Source organism: Labrys sp. (in: a-proteobacteria), from assembly GCF_047605565.1.
Lineage (GTDB): Bacteria > Pseudomonadota > Alphaproteobacteria > Rhizobiales > Labraceae > Labrys > Labrys neptuniae.
The window spans coordinates 1-15,716 of sequence record NZ_JASGFM010000024.1 but is presented as its reverse complement, the minus strand read 5'-3'; the positions used below and the strand labels follow the sequence as shown (position 1 = coordinate 15,716).

11 protein-coding genes and 1 pseudogene are annotated in these 15,716 nt (G+C 65.8%); 6 read left to right on the top strand and 6 right to left on the bottom strand.

Annotated features, from left to right (window positions below; all coding sequences use genetic code 11):
* Position 1: 1 nt before the first annotated feature.
* The 4 genes from QM672_RS20175 to QM672_RS20160 all read left to right on the top strand — a co-directional run bounded on the left by QM672_RS20175 (position 2) and on the right by QM672_RS20160 (position 5,782).
* Positions 2 to 478, top strand: coding sequence for a GNAT family N-acetyltransferase (locus tag QM672_RS20175; RefSeq protein ID WP_415084694.1), 477 nt, complete (start codon positions 2 to 4; stop codon positions 476 to 478).
* A gap of 183 nt (positions 479 to 661) precedes the next feature.
* On the top strand, positions 662 to 3,535 hold the full coding sequence (locus tag QM672_RS20170; RefSeq protein WP_415084692.1) for a DUF3772 domain-containing protein: 2,874 nt from the start codon (positions 662 to 664) through the stop codon (positions 3,533 to 3,535).
* A 14-nt stretch (positions 3,536 to 3,549) separates the two neighbouring features.
* On the top strand, positions 3,550 to 4,155 hold the full coding sequence (locus QM672_RS20165) for a CAP domain-containing protein (protein WP_311937682.1): 606 nt from the start codon (positions 3,550 to 3,552) through the stop codon (positions 4,153 to 4,155).
* A gap of 7 nt (positions 4,156 to 4,162) precedes the next feature.
* The gene (locus QM672_RS20160; protein WP_415084690.1) at positions 4,163 to 5,782 is read left to right on the top strand and encodes an AMP-binding protein; all 1,620 of its coding nucleotides are present in this window, start codon (positions 4,163 to 4,165) and stop codon (positions 5,780 to 5,782) included.
* A 96-nt stretch (positions 5,783 to 5,878) separates the two neighbouring features.
* Here QM672_RS20160 and QM672_RS20155 read toward each other — a convergent pair whose 3' ends face one another.
* Both QM672_RS20155 and QM672_RS20150 read right to left on the bottom strand, forming a co-directional pair.
* Positions 5,879 to 6,655 (bottom strand): Bax inhibitor-1/YccA family protein, encoded by a 777-nt coding sequence (locus QM672_RS20155; RefSeq protein WP_311937678.1) that lies wholly within the window; start codon positions 6,653 to 6,655, stop codon positions 5,879 to 5,881.
* A 176-nt stretch (positions 6,656 to 6,831) separates the two neighbouring features.
* The gene (locus tag QM672_RS20150; protein ID WP_415084687.1) at positions 6,832 to 9,369 is read right to left on the bottom strand and encodes an ABC transporter permease; all 2,538 of its coding nucleotides are present in this window, start codon (positions 9,367 to 9,369) and stop codon (positions 6,832 to 6,834) included.
* Between the two features lie 121 nt (positions 9,370 to 9,490).
* On the opposite strand from QM672_RS20150, the gene QM672_RS20145 reads away from it, so the two are divergent.
* The gene (locus tag QM672_RS20145) at positions 9,491 to 9,784 is read left to right on the top strand and encodes a helix-turn-helix domain-containing protein (protein WP_311937674.1); all 294 of its coding nucleotides are present in this window, start codon (positions 9,491 to 9,493) and stop codon (positions 9,782 to 9,784) included.
* Positions 9,785 to 10,149: 365 nt separating this feature from the next.
* Positions 10,150 to 10,899 (top strand): glucose 1-dehydrogenase, encoded by a 750-nt coding sequence (locus QM672_RS20140; protein WP_311937672.1) that lies wholly within the window; start codon positions 10,150 to 10,152, stop codon positions 10,897 to 10,899.
* 81 nt (positions 10,900 to 10,980) lie between these two features.
* Here the strand turns inward: QM672_RS20140 and QM672_RS20135 are convergent, their stop codons facing one another.
* The 4 genes and pseudogenes from QM672_RS20135 to QM672_RS20120 form a co-directional block, all read right to left on the bottom strand.
* A complete protein-coding gene (locus QM672_RS20135) occupies positions 10,981 to 12,030 on the bottom strand; it encodes an alpha/beta hydrolase family protein (protein WP_415084684.1) in 1,050 nt (349 codons plus the stop codon).
* Positions 12,031 to 12,213: 183 nt separating this feature from the next.
* Positions 12,214 to 13,353: a rhomboid family intramembrane serine protease gene (locus QM672_RS20130; RefSeq protein ID WP_415084682.1), complete on the bottom strand. Its 1,140-nt coding sequence runs from the start codon at positions 13,351 to 13,353 to the stop codon at positions 12,214 to 12,216.
* A complete protein-coding gene (gene cobT, locus QM672_RS20125) occupies positions 13,350 to 15,239 on the bottom strand; it encodes a cobaltochelatase subunit CobT (RefSeq protein ID WP_311937668.1) in 1,890 nt (629 codons plus the stop codon). Before cobT ends, QM672_RS20130 begins: the two co-directional genes overlap by 4 nt.
* A 98-nt stretch (positions 15,240 to 15,337) precedes the next feature.
* A pseudogene (locus QM672_RS20120) lies at positions 15,338 to 15,716 on the bottom strand (cobaltochelatase subunit CobS); the annotation flags it as partial.

The window sequence follows — 15,716 nt, the reverse complement described above, 5'->3', positions numbered from 1 at the left end:
TGTGAGCACGATCGAGATTTCCGACCTGCGTGACCAGCCGCATTTCCTCGAGACGGTCGCTGACCGCGTCTGGCGGGCCTGGTGGCAGGAACAGGGTGAGAGCCTGGAGACCGTGGCGGGCCTGTTTGCAGAAAACCTGACGACCAGGGAAGTGTTGCCGGCTTGCCTGGTAGCTCACCGGGGCGGCGACTTCGTCGGCACGGCCTCGCTGATCGCCAGCGATCTGGAAGAACGACCGGCCCTGGCGCCCTGGGTCGCCGCGGTGTGGATCGAGCCGGAATTCCGTCGCCTGAGGCATGGAGCCGCCATCGTGGCGGCTGCGGCGAAGCTGGCCTTCAGCCGTGGTTTCGCCCAGGCCTATCTCTGCGCCGAGAGCGACAAGCGTGCCTTCTACGCCGGGTTGGGATGGCGCCATCTCGAGGAGGATGTCGGCCCATACGCCCTCGATATCTTCGAGTTGAGGGCGCCAGCGGGCTGATTTAGGTGCCCAAAACGGCTTCTACGCCATAATGCCGCCCGCAATTTCTTCCATCAGGCGGCAACAGCCCCTGGAGCAAGGCCTGTCCAGCGGAAACGCTCCTTTGCTCTGGTCCCCCGTTTCGTTGCGTGTTTGCGCTTCTTGGTAATTCCACCGAAGCACAAAACACTCTAGTTTCGCGCCATGTTTCGTTCGCTTTCCCGCCTTTTGCTGCTGTGCAGCCTGCTTTTCACGCTCCTGGCTGCGCCCATGGCGGCGAGGGCGCAGGACGACCAGGCCCTGACCGGTTTCCAGACGGGGCTTGCCCTCGACAAGAAGTCTCTCGACGATATCGCGACCCAACTCGCCACCATCACCGATAGTGGCGACGAGGCACAGAAATCCCTGCAGGACCTGCGCGAGACGGTCAGCAGGAGGCGTGCCGATCTCGTCGCGCTGCTCGGCACCATGATCCCGGCCCGCGACAAGGCCAAGGCGGCGCTCGATGCCTTTCCGCCGCAGCCCAAGCCGGTCGACCCGCCCGAGGCCAAGGCTACGACCGACGCCCGCAAGGCGGCTTCCGACCTGCTCGCCAAGCTGAACGATGTCGCCGCCGAGACGCAAAAGCAGATCTCGCGCGCCGACCAGCTCGGCAACACCATCACCGTTCGCCCTTTCAACAACGCGCTGGCCAAGGAACAGAAGTCTCTCGACGGGGTGGAAGCGGCACTGAACAGCCTCCCTGCCGATCAGGAGAACGCATCCAAGACGCTGGATGAGTTGCGCAGTACGGTGGATACGGCCATCACCAATCTCTCCGCGCTGCAAGCGACGGTTTCGCCCTTGCTCGATCAGTCCAAGGCGAGGCTGGCAAAGCTGGGGGATCCTGATCCGTCCGAAAGCGCTGACATCGCTGAGACACGCAGTACGCAGGGCAATCTGCAAAAGCAGCTCACCGACGCGGTCAAGGTTGCAGGCGACCAGTCCACACGGGCGGCGAACCTCTCCAATGCCATCACCGAGCGGCAGCGTGAGCAACTCACCGGTCGCCTGCTCAAGAGTGGCAACAGCCCCTTTTCGGCCGAATTCTGGCTTCCGGTGCTGGAAAACCTGCCCAGGGCCGGGGAGCTGGCGAGGGGGGAGTTTTCACGCCATAGCAGCTATCTGGCATCGAGGGTCAATTCCACCAGCATCGCCATCTTCCTGCTGACCATCGCCATCGGCTATGCCGTCACGCAGTTCCTGCGCATGCGTATCCAACGCTGGCGCCTGCGCCTGCCGCGCAGCAAGCGGGCGTCGCGGCGTTACGTCGCCTCGCTCGATGCGGTACTCGGCATAGCCCATATCATGCTCGGCGTGCCGGTCGGGATCACCGTGGCGGTACTGGCCTTCGGTTTTTCCGGGCTCTTGCCGGAGAAAGTGCTCGCCGATTACGGCTCGAGCCTGATCGCCGCATCCTCGATCGGCTTCGGCCTGTGGGCGCTGGCGCAGGCGGTGCTGGCCGAGGGCCACGCCGAATTGCGCCTGCTGCCGCTGAGCGACTGGGCCGTCCGCCGTATCGGACGGCGCATGGGCTGGCTCGCGGTGGCGCTTGGCCTGTCCGTTCTCCTGAATGGCGTCATCGAACATCTCCACGCCGATCCCTCCCTCAGCGTCGCGCGCGAGACGATCTCGGCCATCATCTATCTCGGCATCATCGTCTCCCTGCTGATCCGCCTGCGCAGCGCGCCGCCGACAGTGGTGGACGGGCGTACGCTGACACCAGACGAGGACCTGACGGGGCTCGACATCCTCAGGCCGATCGGGTGGCTCTCCGTGCTGGTGATGGCCGTGTGCCTTGCCATCGGCTACAGCACGCTCGCGGTGGCGGCGGCGGTCTTTCCGCTGCTCGTCCTGTGCGTGGTTGCGGCAAGCTATCTGCTCACCACCCTGGTCGATTCGGCCCTGACCGAAAGGCTGATCTCGGACGTCGACCGCCGCCGCGCCGTGGCGAGCACCATCGGCGTCACCGCCAAGCAGGTGACGTTCGGGGCAACCCTGCTCTCCGGCGTCCTGCGCTTCCTGATCATCGCCTTTGCCGTCGGCAGCCTCGGCCTGCCCTTCGGCCTCTATTCCACCGACATGGCACCGGCGATCCAGCGTGCCTATTTCGGCTTCAAGATCGGCGAGCTGACGATCTCGCCCTCGTCGATCATCAGCGGCGTGGTGCTGTTCATCATCATCTGGGCGGTGATGCGCCTGATCAAGGGCTGGCTCGGCAACACGCTGCTGCCGCGCACCTCCCTCGATTCGGGCGTGCAGAACTCGATCGCCACCATTATCGGCTATCTCGGTTTCATCCTCGCCATTTCCGCCGGCCTGTCGGAGATCGGCGTGAGCTGGCAGAATATCGGCATCGTCGCCGGCGGCCTTTCGGTCGGTCTGGGTCTCGGCCTGCAGGGCATTGCCGGCAATTTCGTCTCCGGCCTGATCCTGCTGGCCGAAAGGCCGATCCGCGTCGGCGACATTATCGCCGCTGCCGGCGAGGAAGGCTATGTCCGCCGCATCAGCGTGCGCTCGACCACGCTGGAGACCTATGACCGCGCCACGCTGATCATCCCCAATTCGACCCTCATCACCGGCTCGGTGAAGAACTGGGTCTATGGCAATACCTGGAGCCGGCTGCGCATCGCCCTGACTGTGCTCTATGACAGCGACATCGATGCGGTGAAGGCGGCCATGCTGGCGGCGCCGGAGGATGATCCGCGCATCCTGCCGACGCCGAGGCCCCAGGTCTACATGACCTCGATGGATGCCGGGCTGGAGTTCGAGCTCATCGTGATGGTCGCCAGCATGGAGACGCAGGTTGCCGTGAAGAGCGACCTGCTGGCCCGTATCTTCAAGAATTTCAAGGCCAAGGGCATCCGCCTGCAAGGCCAGGGCGCTGCGGCGCCGCCGCAGCGGGTCATCCTGTTCGAGCCCGAACTGCAGGCGGCGATGACCGCCAAACTCAAGGGCGACAAGCCCGAGGCGGAGGCTCCTGCCACGGAGCCGGCCGCCGCCAAGCCTTCAACCCCGCCGGCCCCGGCGGGATCCTGACCGTGGAGAACTCGATGTCGCGTATGAGGGTGGCTGCGGCCGCTTTTCTTGTCTTGGGTGTTACCTTGGGATTGGGCGGCTGCGCCCTGACGCAAAAGCCCGAAACCGTTTCCTATCAACGCCGCCCCGTATCCTTCAATCCCGCCGAGGCCCGGGATTGGCTGACCCGATATCGCCAGAGCAAGGGCCTCACCGCGGTGGCGCTCGATTCGCGCCTGACGGCCTTCGCTCAGAACCAGGCCAATGCCATGGCCTCGGCCAACCAGCTCTCCCATTCGATCGGCGGCAGCTTCTTCACCCGCGTCAAATCGGCTGGCCTCGACGATTCCAAGATCGGCGAGAACGTCTCCTACGGCACCTATACCGATCTCGACGCCATGAAGCAGTGGAAGAACTCGCCCGAGCATGACGAGAATCTGCTGATGCCGGGTGCCACCCGCTTCGGCATTGCCATTGCCAGGGCCGGCGAGCGGGTCTATTGGGCCATGGCGGTCGCCGGTGAACCCAGTCGGCCGGAGGAGGCGCAGGCCTTCGGGGCCGGCCCGGTGGTGCGCGTGGTACGCCGGCCTACGCGCGTGAAAAGCTCCGGAGGCCTCTTCGGCGGCCTGTTCGGGGGATGAGTGCGGCATGAACGAGCTGGACAAGCAAGACTACGACATCGCTGCGCGCGATTTTCGCTGGGAGCTGCCGGCTCGCTACAATATCGGCGTCGATGTCTGCGACGTCTGGGCCCGGCGCGAACCGGACCGGCTCGCCATCCTGCGCCGGCTTCCTGGCGGCGGCAGCGAGCGTGTCAGCTACGGCGCTCTGCGCGAGGCCTCCGACCGCTTCGCCTTGGCGCTGAAACGCCTGGGTATCCGCAAGGGCGACCGCGTCGCGATCCTGCTGCCGCAATCGCCGGCGGTGGTGATCGCCCATCTCGCCGTGGCCAAGCTCGGTGCCATCTCCCTGCCGCTCGCCGTGTTGTTCGGCCCGGATGCGCTGAGCTTCCGCCTGCGCGATTCCGGGGCCAAGGCGGTGCTGCTCGACGAAAGCGGGCTCGCCAAGCTCGGCGAGATCGAGGCGAGGCTGCCCGACCTGGAGACGGTGATCAGCGTCGATGGCGCCAGCGGCGGGGCGCTCGACTTCCGTCGTCTGATCGCCGGAGCAAAGGGGGAACTGGCGCCGGTCGCCTCGACGCCCGACGATCCGGCCATGATGATCTACACCTCCGGCACCACCGGCCAGCCCAAGGGTGCCGTGCACGGCCATCGCGTGGTGCTCGGCCATATTCCCGGCCTGCGCTTTGCCCATCCGGGCCTGGGCCGGCCCGACGACGTGATGTGGACGCCGGCCGACTGGGCCTGGGCGGGCGGCCTGCTCAACGTGCTGCTGCCCAGCCTGGCCCTGGGCGTGCCGGTGGTGGCCGGCCTTCATGCCAAGTTCTCGGTGGACGAGGTGCTGGGATTGCTCTGGGACTTCAAGGTCCGCAATGCCTTCCTGCCGCCCACGGCGCTGCGCATGCTGCAGGCGGCGCATCAGCCCGGTCAGGTCTATCGCACCCATCTGCGCTCGATCATGTCGGCCGGCGAGACGCTGGGGCCGGGCACCTATGCCTGGGCCGAAGCCGCCTTCGGCTTTCCGGTCAACGAGCTCTACGGCCAGACCGAATGCAATCTCGTGCTCGGCTCCTGCCATGAGCTCGGCGTCTCCAGGCCCGGCGCCATCGGCAAGGCCGTGCCCGGCCATCGCGTGGCGGTGGTCAACGAAGAGGGGCAGGAAAGCCCGACGGACGAGATCGGCGAGATTGCCGTGCGCGCGCCCGATCCGGTGATGTTCCTGGGATATTGGGGCAATGCCACCGCCACCGCGGCGAAATATCGCGATGGCTGGCTGATGACCGGCGACAAGGCACGCCGCGACATCGACGGCTATGTGCATTTCGTCGGCCGCGGCGACGACATCATCACCTCGGCCGGCTACCGCATCGGACCCGGCGAGATCGAGGACTGCCTGATGCGCCATGCCGCCGTCGCCATGGCGGCTGTCGTCGGCATGCCCGACACCCTGCGGACCGAGATCGTCAAGGCCTTCGTGGTGCTCAAGCCGGGCTTCACCGCGTCGGACGCCATGACCGCCGACCTGCAGCTCTTCGTGCGCGAGCGCCTGTCCGCCCACGAATATCCGCGCGTGATCGCCTATGTGGATGCGCTGCCGCTGACCTCGTCGGGCAAGATCATCCGCCGGGCACTGCGCGAGCTCGACTGAGGGCGCTCTTTCTGTCCGAAGCGGGTGGCGCTCTTCCCAAAACAAAACCGGCCGGGAAATCCCGGCCGGTGCAATCCGTGCAACACTCTTCTGCGATCAGCGGCGGTCGCCGAGCAGGCGCAGCAGCATGATGAAGAGGTTGATGAAGTCGAGATAGAGCGTCAGCGCGCCATGAACGGCGAGCTTCTCGCCCTCGTCACGGCTGAAGCTGTGCGCATTCTCCACATAGAGCGACTTCAGCATCTGGGTGTCATAGGCGGTCAGGCCTGCGAAGATACCCACGCCTGCGACGCTGATGATGAAGGTCAGCATGCCCGAGGGGAAGAACAGATTGACCAGGCTGGCGAGCAGCAGGCCGATCAGACCCATCATCAGGAAGGCGCCGAAGGCCGAGAGGTTACGCTTGGTGGTGTAGCCATAGAGGCTCAGGGCACCGAAGCTGGCGGCCGAGATGAAGAAGACGCGAGCGATCGAGCCATGGGTGTAGACGAGGAAGATCGTCGACAGCGACAGGCCCATGAGAGCCGAGAACACGTAGAACAGAACGCGCGTGGTTTGAACCGAGCGACCTTCCGTCCCCATGTTCATCCAGAACACCATGCCAAGGGGGGCGAACGCGACGACCCACTTGAAGGGTGAGTTGAACAGGAACATGCCGAACGAATTCAGCTCGACGATCTTGCCCGCCTCGTTGACCACGATCCCCGAAGCCATATAGGCGCCGAGCGCCACCAGGCCGGTGATGGCCACGCCCAAGGTCATGTGGTTGTAGACCGCGAGCATGAATGCGCGCAGGCCCTGATCGATCGCCGGTGCTCCGGCGCGGACGTCGGAGACGGTGCCGGCCGAGAAACGAGGATCATTGAAAGCCATGTGTCTCTCCAGATGCGGCACATGCCGCAGAAAGCTTGCTCTTATGTAGTGCTTTCCATTGAAACAGTTAAGTGAATTGCTTGCAATGTTGCCGGCATGCCACCTTGGGGTGGTCGATCTTCATCGCCTGAATTTCGGCTGAAACGCTTGTCATTCCAGGCATCGGCCATCCAGCTCTACAGGCTTCGCAGATGCGAGGCGGGTTTCTGGCGCAGGATGCGCCAGGTGCCCGCAAGGCCGAACAGGATGGTCAGCGCCAGGGCGCCGAAAGCGGCTCCGAAAGCCGGTCCCGGCAGGAATGTGAAGCCGAAATTCATCAGATAGGTGACGATCAGCCAGGCGCAAGCGGTGCCGGCGACCACACCGAACAGGGCGGTGGCAAGGCCCAGCAGCCCGTATTCGAGGATGAAGGCGAGCAGGATGCGCCGGCGCGTGGCGCCCAGCACCTTGAGGATGACGGCGTCGTAGAGCCGGCTGCTCTGCCCGGCAGCGAGAGCGCCGGCCAGCACCAGGATCGAGGCGACGAGGGCGATGGCGGCGGCGGCCCGTATCGCCATGGCGAGCTGGCTGGCGAGATCGGCGAAGCTCTGCAGGGCATCCTTGATGCGCACGGCGGTCACCATCGGGAAGGCGTCGGCGACCTGCTTGAGCAGGCCGAGTTCGACGGCATCGTCGGCCCCATGCGGGAAGGTGAGGGTGGCAATATCCGTTACTGGCGCGCCCTTGAAGGTGTTCGGCGAGAAGACCAGCACGAAATTGATGCCGAAATTCTGCCATTCCAGCTTGCGCAGCGCCCCGACCTTGGCGGTGATGTTGCGGCCGAGCACGTTGACGGTGATGTCGTCGCCGACCTTGAGGCCGAGGCCATGCGCGACCTCCTGCTCCAGCGAGACCAGTGGCGGGCCACTATAGTCGGGGGCCCACCATTGGCCCTCGACCACACGCGAGCCGGCCGGCACCGCATCGGTGAAGGTGACGCCGCGATCGCCGCTCAGCACCCAGGCGATGTTCGGAGGAGGCTTGATCTTCTCGGCCGGCACGTCCTTCACGCTGACGATGCGGCCGCGCAGCATGGGCACGCGTTCGCTGGTCGCCTGCGGCGCGGCCTGCTTGAGGAAGGCGTCGAAGCGGGGGGCATCCGCCCGCCGGATGTCGACGAAGAAGAAGCTCGGCGCCTTGTCGGGGATGGCGGCGGAAAGCTGGTGGCGGATATTGCCGTCGACCAGCGTCAGCGCCACCAGCAGGCAGAGGCCGAGGCCGAGCGACAGCACCACGGAGGGGGTGGCGGCGCCTGGCCGGTGGATGTTGGTAACCGCCAGGCGCAGCGGCGTGTTGTGTGGACGGGGTAGCCGGCGGGCCAGCGCCATCAACAGGCTCGCCACCACGCGCAGGAGGATGAAGGCGCCGAGCGCGGAGCCGACATAGACCAGGGCCACCTTGCGATCGGCGGCGAAGAACACCGCCAGGGCGATCAGGGCAGCGACGGCCAGGCCTGCAAAGGCGAGCACGATGGGCGCAGGCCAGCGCCGTGTCGGGGCGATGGCGTCGCGGAAAAGGGCCGATACCCCGATGTCACGGGCCCGGCCGAGCGGCAGCAGCGAGAAGGCCAGGGCGGTGAGCAGGCCGTAGAGGGCGGCGAGCGCCAGCCCTGCCGGATTGAGCACTGGTGTGATCGGCAGCGGCAGGTAGTCGGCGAAGCCATAGGCCAGGATGAAGGGCAGGGCGGCGCCGGCGACAAGGCCGATGGCGATGCCGAGGGCAGCCAGCAGCAGGGTCTGGGTGAGATAGATGCCGGTGACGAGGTTCGCGCCGGCTCCCAGCGTCTTCAGCGTGGCGATGTTGTCGCGCTGGCGCTCGACGAAGGCGCGGACTGCATTGGCGACGCCGACACCGCCCACCAGCAAGGCCGTCAGCCCGACCAGGGTGATGAACATGGTGAAGCGCTCGATGCCGCGGCGGAGTTCCGGCGAGGCGTCGTCGCGGGTGCGCACCTCCCAGCCCGCCTGGGGAAAGGTCTCGTTCGCCTTTTGCCTGATGGCATCCGGCGGGATATTCGGCGGCAACGCCAGGCGATAGCGCCAGCGGATCAGCGATCCCGGCTGGATCAGCCCGCTCTCGCGCAGCGCATCCAGGGTGATCATCAGGCGCGGACCGAAGGAAATGCCGCCGGCGATCTTGTCCGGCTCGCCGATGAGGCGATCGGCCAGGGTAACCGTCAGGTTGCCGATGGTGACGCTGGCGCCGGGTTGCAGGCCGAGGCGGGCGAACAGAGCTGCGTCGGCCGCCGCATCGGCCCGGTTGCCCTGGCCGCCAATGGTCGATGACAGCGGCTTGCCCTGCCCGAACTCCACCGTGCCGAGCAGGGGATAGGCCTGGTCGACCGCCTTGATCTCGACCAGGGCGGTCTGCCCGTCCGGCGTGCGCGCCATCGCCCTCGTGCTCGCGGCGACCGAGAGCCGGCCCTGCTGCCCGATAAAGGCGAGCTCCTCGGGATTGGCTTCGCGCCCCACCAGCGTGAACTCGATGTCGCCGCCATTGATCACCCGGCCCTGGCTGCGCAGCCCGTCCGACAGGGCGCTGGAGATGGCGTCCACCCCGGCGATCGCCATGACGCCGAGGGCGAGGCAGGCCAGGAAAATACCGAAACCGCGGATGCCGGCGCGCAATTCGCGCAGGGCAAAGCGTAAGGGAAGGGGAAGCGAAGACACGGACATCGGTGATGTTGAGCGGATGGACAAGGCCGAATCAAGGCAAAGTGGGGGTGCGCTCCGCTTAGCGCAAGCCGCGCACCGCGATATTGCGCCGGCCCATCGCAGACATGATATAGGCTTCATCATGACGATGACCGCGCCAGTCGCGCTGACGGAGCGCCAATGCACCCTGATCGCCAGGGCGCTGGCCGAGCCGCGGCGCTTTCAGATCCTCAAGGAAATCGCCGCTCAAGGCGGCTCGATGGCCTGCGCCTGCATGCAGCAGAAGCATCAGATCACACCGGCGACCTTGTCCCATCACATGAAGGAGCTCGAGAATGCCGGGCTCATCGAGATCGTCCGCGAGGGCAAGTTCGCTACGCTCGTGCTCAAGCGCGAGACGCTGGATGCCTATCTGCGCGAATTGGCCAGCCTTTAGCTCGACAGTTGCATCGAGCGGGATCGGGAGTGTCAGCCTCACAGCTCCATCAAGTGATGGAGCGGGGCTGACATCTTGAAAGCCAGGCATCTGCCCCCGCTAGGATGTCAGTCTCCGGCTGACACTTCTGCTGCGGTCCACACGGATCCCTGAGCGTTTTGCGATTTGACGGAGTCACCAAGAATCGCAAAGACGCGTCCAAACAAAGAGTTAGAGCAAATAGGCGTTCACATTCGAACGCGTTTTGCTCTAGCGGCAACGAATTGACGGCTGGCGCGCACCAGAATTTTCCATCGCCTGCTCTTGTTTCATTTCGATGATTATCTAAGTATCGAATCATTGTCACTCGAACCAAGAGATATTCAATGAGCAGATTGGCAGGCAAGGTCGCCGTGGTTACCGGTGCCTCGAAGGGCATCGGCGCGGGTATTGCGAAAAGCCTGGCGGCCGAAGGCGCCGCCGTCGTGGTGAATTATGCCTCGAGCCGGGATGGCGCCGAGAAGGTCGTCGCGGAGATCACCGCCAAGGGCGGCAAGGCGATCGCCGTCAAGGGCGACGTCTCCAAGGCGGAAGAGGTGAAGGCCATCTTCGCTGAGGCCGAGAAGGCCTATGGCCGCCTCGACGTCCTGGTGAACAATGCCGGCGTCTATGCCTTCGCGCCGCTCGAAGAGGTGACGGAAGCCGAGTTCCATCGCCAGTTCAACACCAATGTGCTCGGATTGCTGCTGGCCAGCCAGGAGGCCGAGAAGCATTTCGGTCCCGAGGGCGGCAGCATCATCAATATCGGCTCGGTTGCGACCGACGTGAATTTCCCGGCCACGTCGGTCTACACCGCCACCAAGGGAGCGGTGACCTCGATCACGCGGGTGCTGGCCAAGGAACTCGGCCCCAGGAAGATCCGGGTGAATTCGATCAACCCCGGCATGGTGGAGACGGAAGGCGTGCATGCCGCCGGCTTCATCGGCGGCGACCTGGAAAGCCAGACCGTGGCCCAGACGCCGCTCGGACGCATCGGCCAGCCCGGCGACATCGCGCCCGTCGCGGTCTTCCTGGCCTCGGGCGAATCCGGCTGGCTGACCGGTGAGGTGCTGGCCGTCTCCGGTGGTGTCCGATAAGCATCAGGATACGGAAGGGCGGAACGCCGGCTAGAGCGCTCCGCCTTCGATGCATCCGATTCGGTGGTAGGGACCGACGCTCTACGGGGTGGTTCGCAATGCCCTGCTGAATGCGGCCACTGCCCTTTCGATCAGGTCGGCATGAACCGCCTGTCGGGACCGGCCCCCGCCGTCCGAGCAGATCGGATCCCCCACTTTCTCCGCCTTGGCGATCTCCTCGGCGCCCGGCTTGCACAGCGCGAACATGCTGTAATGGCTGGCATCCGCGATCGTCGCATAGGTCGAGACCGGGATGGCTTTGGCGGTCCCCGCCGCCTGCGCCGTCAGCGGGATGCTTTCGGCCCGGCCGAGATTGACGAGGGCAACCGGGATGTCGATGCTCGAAAAACTCTCGAAGTCGAAGACATCGATGGGAGCCGGATCGATCGCCATGGCAAAGCGGATGCGCCTGTCCCGACCGCTCCGGTCGGCCGATTGCAGATCCAGGGCGTGAAGGTCGACGCGGCTTTGCCGGACCCAATCGCAGAGGGACGGATTCAGCCGATCGGTGTCGCAATAAGCGGCCAGAAGCTTGGGATCGATACGGGCCCCGGCCAGAGCCAGCGCCGTGTTGCCGCCCATGGAGAGGCCGAGCACGCCGATGTCGCCGACACTCAAATGATCCTTGAAGAAAGGCTCCCTCTCCATCGCATCCAGGCTGTCGCTGATATCGGCGGGCCTCAGCCAGAGCTTCGTCGTCTCCGCGGCGGACCGGTTTGCCCCGGTGTTGCCGGGATGCGTGGGGGCCGCCACCACGAAACCTTGCTCCGCCAGGGGGGCCGCAATCCAGCTGAGGGCCTGGGCGTTGCCGGCCAGGCCAGCTCCGTGGGAGAGCAGGATGAGCGGAAATTTCCCCGGCCGGATGGGGGCATTGCGCCGTGCGGGCGTTCCCGTGAAGAACACGCCGTCACCGAGCATGACGGGCTCGCCGCCGGGCCGGGCGGGATACCATACCGTCACCTCGAGATCGGTGGCGCGCTCCCTGGAAGGAACGATAATCCGGCGGACACCGGCACCGGCACCGGCACCGTCATCGGCGGCCAGCGCCTGCTGCGCCATCATCGCGGCGCCAAGGGCGACAGCCCAAAACATGATCCATGCCTTCATCGGAATTCTGGCCCCGTGGTCGCATGCCTGCAAATGCATCGAGATACGGGTGGGAGCATGTTTCGCCGCGAAGCGAGACCTCGATCGCGTTCGGCTACGCCCGGAATGCGTTTCAGGAAACGCGGGCGAGCCTGGGTAGGGGAGGGATTGCCTCGGCTCGATGTGTCGTCAATTCTCGCCGGTCAGCCGCTTCAGCCCCGCCTGGGTTTCGGGCTCGTTCGGGATGAGGCGCAGCGCTGCCTTGTAGTCCGCGATCGCCTCCTCGCGCCGGCCCAGGGCTTCGTAGATATGGGCGCGGGTGTCGAGGATGGCGCCTTCGTCAGGCGCCGCCTTGACCGCAGCCTCGGCATCGGCCAGGCCTTCTTCGGCGCGGCCGAGCTTGAACAGGGACCAGGCTCGCAGGTTGAGCGCCACGGCATCGTCACGTCCGCCCTTGATCGCAAGATCCACTTCCCGGAGCGCTCCCTCGTAATCGTCGCGCTGGGCCAGGACGAGGGCACGCAGCATGTGGACTTCCGCAGCCGCCGATTCGTTGCCGCTGTTCGTCGCGGCGCTCTGGTCATTCATGCTGAACTGCCAGACCCGGGAGGTCGTGTTGCCAAGCCCGAAGGCCAGGGCGAGCAGTGCCAGGCTGGCAAGCGTGAAGGCAAGGCGACGGGGGTCCTGGAAAGGACCGATGCGCCGGGTGATGAGCACGGCGGCGGCCAGGCCGCCGAGAAAGCCGCCGAAATGGCCGGCATTGCTGATGCCGGGATTGAGCAGCCCGTAGAGGAAGTTGAGGCCGGCCCAGAAGGCGGCATTGGTCATCAGCGCCCGGCCGAAGGCGTCGCCGCGCCGGGCACCGTACAACACGATGGCACCGAGCAGGCCGAAGATCGCCCCGGAGGCGCCGAGGGAAAACACCTCGCCCCACAGCACCGAGGCGACGGCACCGGCAATGCCGCCGATGGCGTAGATCACGAAGGCTCGCAGCCGGCCATAGGTCCGCTCCACCATCGGCATGACCTGGAGCAGCGAGAACAGGTTCAGCGCCAGATGGGGCAGGCTGCCATGCAGATAGGGCGCGGTGAACACGGTCCATACCCGCCCCTGGATGAAGGGCACCTGGCCGCCGGTGCCGAGCGCGTAGAGAATCCCCTGCGAAGGCTGCCAGAATATCCGCCCCAGATTCTCGGGCGAGCCGGCCAGCCAGGCCGTGAACAGCACGGCCAGCAAATAGAGGCCGGCGCAGACCGCGGCCAGGGGATAGGCCAGGGGCATCGGCCCGAACAGGGCCCGATGCCAGAGAGGCGGCTGCCGGGAGCTCACGCCGCGGCTCGGCGCGAGCCCGACGCCCCGGTTTCCTCGAAGAGTTCGGCGAGCTTGTCGGTCATGACGCCGCCGAGCTCCTCGGCATCGACGATGGTGACGGCCCGCTTGTAATAGCGCGTGACGTCATGGCCGATGCCGATGGCGATCAGTTCCACCGGCGAGCGCGTCTCGATGTCCTCGATCACCCAGCGCAGGTGGCGCTCCAGATAATTGCCGGTGTTGACCGACAGGGTCGAATCGTCGACCGGAGCGCCATCCGAGATCACCATGAGGATGCGCCGGCTTTCGAAGCGCCCGAGCAGGCGCTGATGCGCCCAGGCGAGCGCCTCGCCGTCGATGTTCTCCTTGAGCAGGCCCTCGCGCATCATCAGGCCGAGGCTCTTGCGAGCCCGGCGCCAGGGCGCGTCGGCCGATTTGTAGATGATGTGCCGGAGATCGTTGAGGCGGCCGGGCGACGTCGGCTTGCCCGCCTGCAGCCAGCTCTCGCGCGACTGCCCGCCCTTCCAGGCCCTCGTGGTGAAGCCCAGGATCTCCACGCGCACGCCGCAGCGTTCCAGCGTGCGGGCGAGAATGTCGGCGCAGGTGGCCGCCACCGTGATCGGGCGCCCGCGCATCGAGCCGGAATTGTCGATCAGCAGCGTCACCACCGTATCGCGGAAATCGGTGTCGCGCTCGCGCATGAAGGAGAGCGCGGAGGTCGGATCGATGATCACCCGCGACAACCGGGCCGGATCGAGCATGCCTTCTTCGAGGTCGAAATCCCAGGAGCGGTTCTGCTGGGCCATCAGGCGGCGCTGCAGCCGGTTGGCCAGGCGCGCCACCACGCCCGACAGGCTGGAAAGCTGCTTGTCGAGATAGGCCCGCAGGCGATCGAGTTCCTCGGGGTCGCACAGATCCGCCGCCTCGACGATCTCGTCGAAGCGGGTGGTGAAGGCTTTGTAGTCGCTGGCGCGCCTCTCATTGTCGCGATGCTCGGGGGGGCGCCAGGGTTGGGCCGCTTCCTCGGCATCGCCCGTCTCGGTATCGTCCGGCAGGTCGGAGGAGGGCGATTCGGCGTCCTGCGTCTCGCCGTCCTGGGATTCCTCGTCCTCGCTCTCGGTTTCCTCGAGCTTCATGGATTCGGAATCGTCCTGGACCTCGCCCTGGTTTTCCTGGTTCTCGCCTTCCTGCTCGCTCTCGGCGTCGTTGTCGCGGTCGTCGGAATCGTCGCTGTCGGCCTGGGCTTCCTCGGACAGGCCCATATGGGTCAGGAGGTCGTTCATGGCCCGGGCGAAGGCGCGCTGGTTCTCGATCACGCTGTCGAGGCGGGCGAGGTCCTTGCCGGCCTTCTCTTCGATGAGAGGGCGCCACAGATCCACCAGCTTGCGCGCCGGCTCGGGCGGGGCAAGGCCGGTCAGCTTCTCGCGCACCATCAAGGCGAGGGCATCCTCGACGGGCGCTTCCTCGCGGACACGGATGTCCTCATATTTGCCGCCGCGGAAATAGCGGTCCTCGAGCATGGCGGTGAGGTTGTTGGCCACCCCGGCCATGCGGCGTGAACCGATCGACTCGCAGCGGGCCTGCTCGACGGCATCGAACACGCTGCGCGCCTGCTCGTTCTGCGGGGCGTGGCGACGATGCACTGCCGGGTCATGGCAGGCGAGACGGAGCGCCATCGCATCGGCCTGGCCGCGCACGATCGCCGCGACATGGGCGTCGAGCTTGCGCGGCGGCTCGGCCAGGCGCGCCTTGTCGGCCATCAGCAAGGGCTTTTCCGAAGCGAAGGTCACTTCGAGATCCGGTTTGCGGGCGATGGCGCGCAAGGCCCCGGCGACGGAGCGCTTGAAGGCGTCGTTTGGAACGTCCTTGGGCTTTTCGCCGGGCTTGCGGTTCGTCGTGGTCATGATGCCGTCAATCCTGGGAGCGCGGACGTCCTCGTCCGCTCTTCCTCTCTTGCGAGCGTGGTATTTCCAGGGGCGGACGAGGACGTCCGCGCTCCGGGTTACGTCAGCGCGACGTTGACCGAGCTTTCGGCCAGCTCCGCCCCGAAGGCGCGCTGGTAGAACTCGGCCACGAGGCTGCGTTCGAGCTCGTCGCACTTGTTGAGGAAGGTGACGCGGAAGGCAAAGCCGATATCGTGGAAGATATTGGCGTTCTCGGCCCAGGTCAGCACCGTACGCGGCGACATCACGGTGGAGAGATCCCCATTCATGAAGGCGTTGCGGGTGAGATCGGCCACGCGCACCATCTTGTTGACGATGTCGCGGCCGTTCGGGCTCTTCTGATAGTGCTTGGCCTTGGCCAGCACGATGTCGACTTCCTTGTCATGCGGCAGATAGTTCAGCGTGGTCACGATCGACCAGCGGTCCATCTGGCCCTGG

What these genes read in the sequence shown, in the direction of transcription:
- QM672_RS20150 (WP_415084687.1), bottom strand. Translation starts at nt 9,369, where the DNA reads ATGTCCGTGTCTTCGCTTCCCCTTCCCTTACGCTTTGCCCTGCGCGAA.
- cobT (WP_311937668.1), bottom strand. Translation starts at nt 15,239, where the DNA reads ATGACCACGACGAACCGCAAGCCCGGCGAAAAGCCCAAGGACGTTCCA.
- QM672_RS20165 (WP_311937682.1), top strand. Translation starts at nt 3,550, where the DNA reads ATGTCGCGTATGAGGGTGGCTGCGGCCGCTTTTCTTGTCTTGGGTGTT.
- QM672_RS20135 (WP_415084684.1), bottom strand. Translation starts at nt 12,030, where the DNA reads ATGTTTTGGGCTGTCGCCCTTGGCGCCGCGATGATGGCGCAGCAGGCG.
- QM672_RS20140 (WP_311937672.1), top strand. Translation starts at nt 10,150, where the DNA reads ATGAGCAGATTGGCAGGCAAGGTCGCCGTGGTTACCGGTGCCTCGAAG.
- QM672_RS20160 (WP_415084690.1), top strand. Translation starts at nt 4,163, where the DNA reads ATGAACGAGCTGGACAAGCAAGACTACGACATCGCTGCGCGCGATTTT.
- QM672_RS20170 (WP_415084692.1), top strand. Translation starts at nt 662, where the DNA reads ATGTTTCGTTCGCTTTCCCGCCTTTTGCTGCTGTGCAGCCTGCTTTTC.
- QM672_RS20155 (WP_311937678.1), bottom strand. Translation starts at nt 6,655, where the DNA reads ATGGCTTTCAATGATCCTCGTTTCTCGGCCGGCACCGTCTCCGACGTC.
- QM672_RS20145 (WP_311937674.1), top strand. Translation starts at nt 9,491, where the DNA reads ATGACGATGACCGCGCCAGTCGCGCTGACGGAGCGCCAATGCACCCTG.